This window comes from Crocosphaera watsonii WH 8501, assembly GCF_000167195.1.
In the GTDB taxonomy this organism is placed as follows: Bacteria; Cyanobacteriota; Cyanobacteriia; order Cyanobacteriales; family Microcystaceae; genus Crocosphaera; species Crocosphaera watsonii.
Window position 1 is genome coordinate 1 of record NZ_AADV02000183.1, and the last position, 8,080, is coordinate 8,080.

Genomic DNA, 8,080 nt, shown 5'->3' on the forward strand with positions numbered 1-8,080 from the left:
CCGCAACCAAGTTATATAACTCAATCAGAATGGAATAAGAAATCGTTCTGTGGATTTAGAGAAATACAGGCACTTTAGTACTTTGGAAGTCTTAATAAACGAGTGATTTCATGGTAGATAACTTGGAGCAATGGTGGACAAGTCTGAGTATAACTGAAAAGCAGCAACTAGAGAACATCCAAATTAAAGTTGATAATGGAGCAGAAAATAGTGGAATAAGAAGGCAATTTTTGAAGAGAATGGTAGAGTTTGCCGACCAAACTAAGAAATCTATTCAATTACTATATTTTCCTCCTTATCACAGTAAATATAATCCCATAGAAAGATGTTGGGGAATTTTAGAGAGGCATTGGAACGGAACACTTCTGAGAAATGCTCAAACGATGTTAGCTTCGGTAAAAACTATGACATGGAAAGGCTTAAATCCGATAGTTAAGTTAAGTAAAAAAGTTTATCAAAAAGGCATTTCTTTAACGAAAAAAGAGATGAAGGAAATTGAGAAACGTTTAGAACGTAATCCTCACTTACCTAAATGGGATATTTTGATTAGACCCAGTTAGTCTAAAAAGTTAATAAGAGTGTAAAATTAAGTGAATTTCCTTTTTTAAAATAGTCAAAGCTAATTTAAAAGTTAGCGTATTTCTTTCTTTTAGATAGGGAGGTTTTTGTTCGCGGAAAGTATCCGCGAACAACTTTTTATTTTTCCCTTTTCGCTTATTTGAGATGTTCTACAAACAGATTCTGAGAATGGGTGGGAAACTTTTTCTTGGAAATCACCTTAGCACTGAGCAAACGAGCATAAATTAAGTCAGCCCGGTTTAAATCGGCTCCAGTGAGATTTGTTCCGCTCAAATTTGCCCATTCCAACGATGTTCGGCTGAAATCGATTTCTATCAGCGTTTCTCGGATTAACTCGATTCGCTGAAGATCCAGCCGACTAAAATCTCTTTTCCCCTGACCATATTGCCAGATTAAGGCTTTAAAATCCAATTTTTTGCATAATAACGATAATTATCTCTGTACGGGCTTAATATTATTAAGCCCCTACTGACTTGATTGAAATCATCTCACAATCCCTTTTATTACCAGACCAAATAAGGTAATTTCTGTGCCGTCTCTTTAATCTGGTTGGGGTTTTGGGTTAATTGTCCACAACTATCCCATGTCCCTTCGAGAAGCATTTGACGGGAACCTTCTCCCATAGAAATGTCTGCTATCCAATCATCACCTTTGACTTGCTTGGTTGTTAAATCTAGGCTAATTTGAGCCTGGGGGTTATTTTGTAGTTGGCTCTGTAAACTTTTGACCGCTTCAGGGGATGCAGTCACACAGGGAACCCCATTGGCGATACAGTTCCCAAAAAAGATTTCGGCAAAACTTTCACCTATAATAGCTTTGATTCCCCAACGTATTATGGCTTGGGGTGCGTGTTCCCTAGATGATCCACAGCCAAAGTTAGCATTGACTACTAAGATGTTCGCCCCTTGATATTGAGGCTGATCGAAGGGATGTTCCCCTTTCAGTTGGCTGCGATCGTCGGCAAAAGCCTGTTCTCCTAAACCGTCAAAGGTGACACAACGTAAAAATCTTGCCGGGATAATGCGATCGGTATCGATATCATCTCCTGTTAGGGGAATACCTCGCCCTGAAATTAACTTGACTTGGTTCATTAATATTTACCTGTTCCTTAACTGTAGCTCTATTCCTATCATAAACGTTAAGTTACTGACCAAGAGCAAAGGTTAGGGAAAATTAATTTCTAATTATATTTTTTGAACCATCTTAAGCAAAATAATCTCTTAAAGCATAAGCAACTTGTTCTTGTTCTTCGGGAGAAATATCGGGGAACATAGGTAAGGATAACACTTCATTTGCTGCTTCTTCTGTTACAGAAAAAGCACCCTTTTGATAACCTAAATTATGATAAACCTTTTGTAAATGTAAGGGAATGGGATAATAAATCATTGAGATGATACCATTTTCTTGTAACTTTTCTCTCAGGTCATCTCTTGTGGTTTTTTCATTATTGTTATGATTTTTTACTAAAATAGTGTATTGATTCCATACATGATAACCTCCCTTAATTTCTTGAGGAAGTTGTATTCCAGGAATACCTGCTAATAGTTGATGATACCGTTGGGAAATTTCTCTTCGTTGTTTATTCCACTGATCAAGATAAGACAATTTAACCCGAAGAATAGCTGCTTGGATACTATCAAGACGGCTATTGATACCCACAACATCGTGATAATATCGTTGTGCTGAACCGTGTTCTTTAATAACTTTAATAGTTTCGGCGATCGCCGGATCATTTGTGGTAACCGCACCACCATCCCCACAAGTTCCTAAGTTTTTGGTGGGAAAGAAACTAAAACAACCAACATGACCAATATTTCCTGTCAGATCCTCTTCCCATTTTGCCCCTGTACTTTGAGCGCAGTCTTCGATCACATACAGATTATGTTTTTGGGCAATGTCCATTAAACGGGCCATGTTAACCGGTTGGCCAAAGAGATGTACAGGGATAATGGCTTTGGTTTGAGGGGTAATAGCTGCTTCAATGGCTCCCACATCCATATTCAAGGTATCCCGTTCAATATCCACAAAAACTGGTTTAGCTCCCACTAAACTGACGGTTTCTGTGGTGGCAATAAAGGTAAATGGTGTGGTGATGACCTCATCTCCAGCACCAATATTTAATGCTCGTAAGGCCAAATATAGGGCATCGGTTCCTGAGTTACAACCAATACAGTGCGCACTACCGACATATTTAGCGAGTTGTTCTTCAAAGTCCTTAACAACTTCACCACCGATATAACGCCCGGAACGGACAACTTCGAGGACAGCACGATCAACCTCTTCACTAATAAGCTTGTATTGACGGACTAAATCTACAGGGGGGATGGTATTCACTGGCATTTTAACAGCTTTTTTTAACTGAGTTTATCAAAGGTATGGTTAAAGAAGCAAGCAACTGGGTGACTGGGAGATGGGGAGACTGGGTGACTGGGAGACTGGGTGACTGGGTGACTAGGAGACTGGGTGATGGGGGAGAGATGGGGAGCAGAATATTAATATTGCTTCTATATAGTCTTCCCACACTTCCCACACTCCCCACACTCCTCATCTCACCTATTATTCACCTTTGGGGATAAACTCTAAGGAAACTCCATTCATACAATAACGTTGTCCTGTGGGTTTTGGTCCGTCCCCAAACACATGGCCTAAATGACCGCCACAACAACTACAATGTACTTCAGTTCTTGTCATAAATAAAGAACGATCAACTGATGTTTCAATGGCACCTTCAATGGGTTTATAAAAGCTTGGCCAACCTGTTCCACTGTTATATTTAGTCTCAGAAGTAAATAAGATTTTGTCACAGGCAGCACATTTATAAACCCCTTCTCCATATTCTTTATCGAGAGGGCTGGTTCCTGCTCTTTCAGTACCGTGTTTCCGCAAAACGTTAAATTGTTCTGGGGTCAAACTTTCTTTCCATTCCTGTTCGGTTTTATTAATTTCAAATTGTTTGTCTGAGGTTTTCATGATGTTTTTTCCTAAATAATTAACAAAAAGTGTCTAGTTTTTTCCACAGTGATCAATATATTACTGTTCACTGCTCACTGTAAACTGTTCTTACTATTCTATCTCAATGCTAGTCGGTGACTCTTCTTCAGAGGGTTGAGAAGAAAGGGGTTTTCGATAGTCCATGTAAAGGCGATCGCGCCAGAGGAAGAAAGCATCATAAGCAGTGTTATCTGCTAACCCAGGAATACCTTTTCCTTTGAGGTTATCAGGAATATCTAAATAGTCACCGCCAGGTTGTTTTAAAATAATACTTAATCCTGCCACGGCTAAATCAGCTAAGGTGATTTCATCCCCAACTAAATAGGGTTGATGCTCTAAAATAAGACTAAGAGCTTCTAGGTCTTGTTTCAGGGCTTTAGTGGCTTCTTTAACTGTATCTGGTCCAACCCCAACCCCTGTTCCTAAAGCACTCAAAAGATCCCCAGGAACCGCACTAATAATATTTTTTACTACGTCAGGTACTTCTTTTGGTAAAACAGAACTACGAAAATTGGGGTTTTGATTTAATGCTCCGACTAAAGCAAATCTTCCTTTGATTCCGATAGATTCATCAGCCCATTCTTCTATCAGTAAACATTGTCCTCGTTTAAGAGGATCTGCAGGGATAATTGGTTTTTCTGGGTATTTTCTATCTAAATAAAAGGCTATCTCAGTGGAATCAGCAACAATAGTTTCTCCATCCTTTAAGACAGGAACTTGTCTTTGTCCCGACATTTTATACAAGTCCAGTTGTCCCACACCTGGAGTAACTTCGATTTTACGATATTCTAATCCTTTGTAATCAAGAATTAAGCGCACTTTCTCAGAATATTGAGAAACCTCAAATTGATACAGTTCTAACATTAGGTTTCCTCTCTCCACTTGTCGTTATCAATCTGTTTATACTGTAACGTTTTTTTACAATTTTGTCACAGAAAGTCCTGTTTTTTCACAAGTATGCTGTGGCATCTCCTGTAGTTAAGCAAAAAGAACTGAAACCATAAACAGAAAATTTGTTATTGTGTGACGAAGGTTTTTAACATAGATTCAGCTAAAGTCCCATTAGAATGACTTCGTTGTGCTTTCATTTTTTCAGTCTAGAAAAGTTTAAAAACTAAATACTGGTTTGTTTTGTGGTAACTCTAGACTATCATGAATCTCTTTGATAATAGCTATTTTGTCTTGAATAGTGTCATCTATATATATACAGTTAATATTATTAATTACACGAAAATTATTATTAATATCAATGTAACTCGCTGGAGGAACTGTTTTTAGAATAAGCACCTCAGCATCTTTTGTATATCTATGTCTATATTTGTTTTTACATTCTGCAAAATGAGATATTATTATAGGGGACATTTCTTTTTGCATATAGATGATATGTTGTTTATCTTGAAAATATAATGTTTCTTTAGACATTGGTAGTTGACATTTTCTATCATCTTTTAAGCTATAGTATTGTTTTAATATACTGAAAAGTTTAATTTCAATCCTATGAAAATGAATAACTATTTCATTCTTTCTATAATAGTTATTGTCTATAGTATAAGTAGTTTCATAATTATCAAGTCTTTCTGTATAGCGGTGTTTTTGTTTTTTTGATATCCCATAAAAAATAATTTCTCCCTTTTTAGTAATCTTTAATTTGACATTTGGATTAGATTTTATATTGGAATTTACCATGTTGCCTATAAAGTAAAGAGCGGTTAAGTACCTGAATATAATTAGTATTCCCACTTTTTGTATTACATTATTCACCCTTCCAGCTAACCTGAATTGAAAGCTTCTCAGGGAGGATTTCAATTCACCCATTAGGATGACTCATCAGGGGGGCGCATGACTCATAGGTATCCCCCTAAGCTATAACGTAGGCCAATCAAGAGGATATCATGGTGAATCTTACCCTACCAAAATGGTTACAAGCCACTTTCGACCTTAATAAGCGATGGCAAAAGACTGATGCTCATTTTCTCAAAGAAGAGATCGTTGACCCTTTTTCCACTCAAGAACAAGATTTATCCCAAGCAACTCCCTCCTTGAGTTATTTAGATGATTATATTAACCAATATTTTTGATTTTGGTTCCCTAGAATTAAGCGCGATCGCCCCTTCAATTTAATTGAGTGCGATCGCCTGGTTCTCAAAATAAATTCTATGTTGGTACTTCTACATTACCTATTGGTTCAGCTTTAAAGACCAAGATTCCATCTTCATAGTAGGTTTCTAGTTCTGATTGTAAGGGTTTAAGAATAAGTTGACCATTTTCAACTTTTAAAGATAACTTGGTATCATTGTTAATTCCTAATTTTTGGCGTATTTTTTCAGGAATTTCGACACGACCAAATTGATCAAGGGTGAGTTGTTCCATTTATCTTATTTTTTGCTTATCTTGTCCTAGTATATCAATAATTAAGTGAGTATACTGTTTATATTGTAGGGGTCAACGGCCGTTGACCCTTACCCAAATGTGCAGCCAGAGTTTAAGAAATTGGTATTAAAAACCTCTGAAAATAGCGATCGCACTTCATTAACGAGGATATTCAGTCATCAACTCTCGAACTTGTTCCGCATGATAAGAACTACGGGTTAAGGGAGAGGAAACAACTTGCAAAAAGCCGATAGACTCCCCAAAGGTTTGCCATCCTGCAAAACTTTCGGGGGTAACAAACTCTTTTATCCCTAAATGTTTAGCAGAGGGTTGTAAATACTGTCCTATGGTCAAAATATCACAATCAACGGCTCGTAAGTCTTCCATCACTTGACGCACCTCTGCATCGGTTTCTCCTAACCCCACCATAATACCGGACTTGGTATAGAGTTTCGGGGCCAAGGTTTTGGACTCTTGTAATAAAGCCAGCGATCGCTGATAATTTCCTTGAGGACGAACCCGACGATACAAACGGGGGACAGTTTCGGTATTATGGTTAAGAACTTCTGGTTTAGCCTCTAAAATAATCCCTAAACCATCCCAGTTACCGCATAAATCAGGAATTAACACCTCAATGGTGGTTTTTGGGGAAACTTGACGAATAGCCTCAATACAAAGGACAAATTGAGACGCACCCCCATCCGGTAAATCATCACGGTTAACCGAGGTAATCACCACATGATTGAGACGTAAACGACGCACCGCTTCAGCTAAATTTAAGGGTTCCTGGGGGTCTAGGGGTTGGGGTTTCTTCTCAAAATCAATATCACAGTAAGGACAAGCGCGAGTACAAGCAGGCCCCATAATCAAAAAAGTTGCCGTCCCTACATGGAAACATTCCCCAATATTAGGACAAGAAGCTTCCTCGCAAACCGTATTTAAGCCTAAATCCCGTAATATTTCCTTAACACTTCCTACCCGTTGCCATTGAGGGGCTTTTACCCGTAACCACTGCGGTTTAACCGTCATATTTCTTTAATCTCTATATTAAATATATTTTTAACTGATCTTATCATTTAAACCTGTTGTTAACTATATTAGTTAGATGTGACTGCTATCACAGAGCATTATTGACGGTAATATTATTATGTTATTGACTTCGATACAGTGGGTAATTAGTGGCCGTGTTGATGCAATGACTATGGGTTCGGTTGATTTTGAAAAATTACCCGAAGAAACTCAACAACAATTTATTATTATTGGGGAAACAAGATCGGTTCCTCGCCATATGCTAGTTGTTTCTCCTACCTTATCTAAAAATAAAATAACTAGGCTGAAAAGACTTCTCTTAGAAATGGATAAAAAAGAGTCAGGAAAAAAAAATTTTAGAACAATTCGAGGACACCACAAAATTTGCTGAAATACCGTAATTGCTCACCGCAATAAAGAATCTGTCTTGACAACATAAAGGTAAAATCGGGGATTTTTATGTATAGTGGGGGTTATGACCACAAATGCTACCATTGATTCAAAGCTAGTTAGAGCTATCGCCGATGAACAGTTGGCGAACAATGTCTTCATGATTGAGTGGCTAGTCAAGGCACAACAACAGTTATCTCTTCAACAAAGACTGATTGACCAGCAACAACAACAAATCTCTACACAACAGCAAGAAATTGAAAAATTGAAAGAAGAGAGAGATAAGCTAAAAAACCGTAACTCAAAAAACAGTTCAGTCCCCCCATCATCAGACCAACTAAAAAAGCCTTCTGACAAAAAGAAACGCAAAAAAGGATTTAAACGCGGACCAAAATATGACCACCCAGAGAAGACCCGTAATGGTTTTGGTCAGCCCGATAAGATAGTCCCTTTAGAACTAGAAAACTGTCCTGTTTGTGGGGGTTCAGTGGAACGAGATGAAGTAGTTCCCGAAAAAGTCCAGCAAGTGGCTGAAGTAGTAGACCAACCCATAGAAATCAGGGAATATCGTCGCGGATTCTATAAATGTCCTAGTTGTGGATGGTCAGATTACAGTCCTGTTCCATTGGGAGTTAAAGAAGGATTCAGTTATGGGGCGCGATTAAGTAGCATCGTGGGCTGGCTTGGCTATGGGGGTAATCTTACATGGCGTAAACAGGAA

11 protein-coding genes and 1 pseudogene are annotated in these 8,080 nt (G+C 38.1%); 4 read left to right on the forward strand and 8 right to left on the reverse strand.

Annotated elements, in window-relative coordinates:
- The first annotated feature begins 110 nt into the window (after positions 1-110).
- On the forward strand, positions 111-560 hold the full coding sequence (locus CWATDRAFT_RS27770; protein WP_007308109.1) for an ISAzo13-like element transposase-related protein: 450 nt from the start codon (positions 111-113) through the stop codon (positions 558-560).
- 154 nt (positions 561-714) lie between these two features.
- Here the strand turns inward: CWATDRAFT_RS27770 and CWATDRAFT_RS40645 are convergent, their stop codons facing one another.
- The 6 genes from CWATDRAFT_RS40645 to CWATDRAFT_RS27805 all read right to left on the reverse strand — a co-directional run bounded on the left by CWATDRAFT_RS40645 (position 715) and on the right by CWATDRAFT_RS27805 (position 5,385).
- A complete protein-coding gene (locus CWATDRAFT_RS40645; protein WP_042712647.1) occupies positions 715-990 on the reverse strand; it encodes a pentapeptide repeat-containing protein in 276 nt (91 codons plus the stop codon).
- 92 nt (positions 991-1,082) lie between these two features.
- Positions 1,083-1,670 carry a 3-isopropylmalate dehydratase small subunit gene (gene leuD, locus CWATDRAFT_RS27780; protein ID WP_007308118.1) on the reverse strand — a complete coding sequence of 196 codons (588 nt, stop codon included), beginning with the start codon at positions 1,668-1,670 and terminating at the stop codon, positions 1,083-1,085.
- A 112-nt stretch (positions 1,671-1,782) separates the two neighbouring features.
- Complete coding sequence (locus tag CWATDRAFT_RS27785) at positions 1,783-2,919, reverse strand: DegT/DnrJ/EryC1/StrS family aminotransferase (protein ID WP_007308117.1); 1,137 nt, start codon at positions 2,917-2,919, stop codon at positions 1,783-1,785.
- A gap of 216 nt (positions 2,920-3,135) precedes the next feature.
- The gene (gene msrB / locus CWATDRAFT_RS27795; RefSeq protein ID WP_007308116.1) at positions 3,136-3,549 is read right to left on the reverse strand and encodes a peptide-methionine (R)-S-oxide reductase MsrB; all 414 of its coding nucleotides are present in this window, start codon (positions 3,547-3,549) and stop codon (positions 3,136-3,138) included.
- Positions 3,550-3,642: 93 nt separating this feature from the next.
- The gene (locus CWATDRAFT_RS27800; protein ID WP_007308115.1) at positions 3,643-4,434 is read right to left on the reverse strand and encodes a glutathione S-transferase; all 792 of its coding nucleotides are present in this window, start codon (positions 4,432-4,434) and stop codon (positions 3,643-3,645) included.
- A 243-nt stretch (positions 4,435-4,677) separates the two neighbouring features.
- Positions 4,678-5,385, reverse strand: a complete 708-nt coding sequence (locus CWATDRAFT_RS27805) for a hypothetical protein (RefSeq protein ID WP_007308114.1) — start codon at positions 5,383-5,385, stop codon at positions 4,678-4,680.
- Positions 5,386-5,462: 77 nt separating this feature from the next.
- Here CWATDRAFT_RS27805 and CWATDRAFT_RS27810 point away from each other — a divergent pair, with 77 nt between their 5' ends.
- Positions 5,463-5,648: a hypothetical protein gene (locus CWATDRAFT_RS27810; RefSeq protein ID WP_021830185.1), complete on the forward strand. Its 186-nt coding sequence runs from the start codon at positions 5,463-5,465 to the stop codon at positions 5,646-5,648.
- A gap of 76 nt (positions 5,649-5,724) precedes the next feature.
- Here CWATDRAFT_RS27810 and CWATDRAFT_RS27815 read toward each other — a convergent pair whose 3' ends face one another.
- Together CWATDRAFT_RS27815 and lipA are read right to left on the reverse strand one after the other, a co-directional pair.
- Positions 5,725-5,940, reverse strand: a complete 216-nt coding sequence (locus CWATDRAFT_RS27815; RefSeq protein ID WP_007308113.1) for an AbrB/MazE/SpoVT family DNA-binding domain-containing protein — start codon at positions 5,938-5,940, stop codon at positions 5,725-5,727.
- Between the two features lie 159 nt (positions 5,941-6,099).
- Positions 6,100-6,969, reverse strand: coding sequence for a lipoyl synthase (gene lipA / locus CWATDRAFT_RS27820; protein WP_007308112.1), 870 nt, complete (start codon positions 6,967-6,969; stop codon positions 6,100-6,102).
- Positions 6,970-7,087: 118 nt separating this feature from the next.
- On the opposite strand from lipA, the gene CWATDRAFT_RS27825 reads away from it, so the two are divergent.
- The gene (locus tag CWATDRAFT_RS27825; RefSeq protein ID WP_007308110.1) at positions 7,088-7,360 is read left to right on the forward strand and encodes a PhnD/SsuA/transferrin family substrate-binding protein; all 273 of its coding nucleotides are present in this window, start codon (positions 7,088-7,090) and stop codon (positions 7,358-7,360) included.
- A gap of 75 nt (positions 7,361-7,435) precedes the next feature.
- A pseudogene (locus CWATDRAFT_RS27830) lies at positions 7,436-8,080 on the forward strand (IS66-like element ISCwa4 family transposase); the annotation flags it as partial.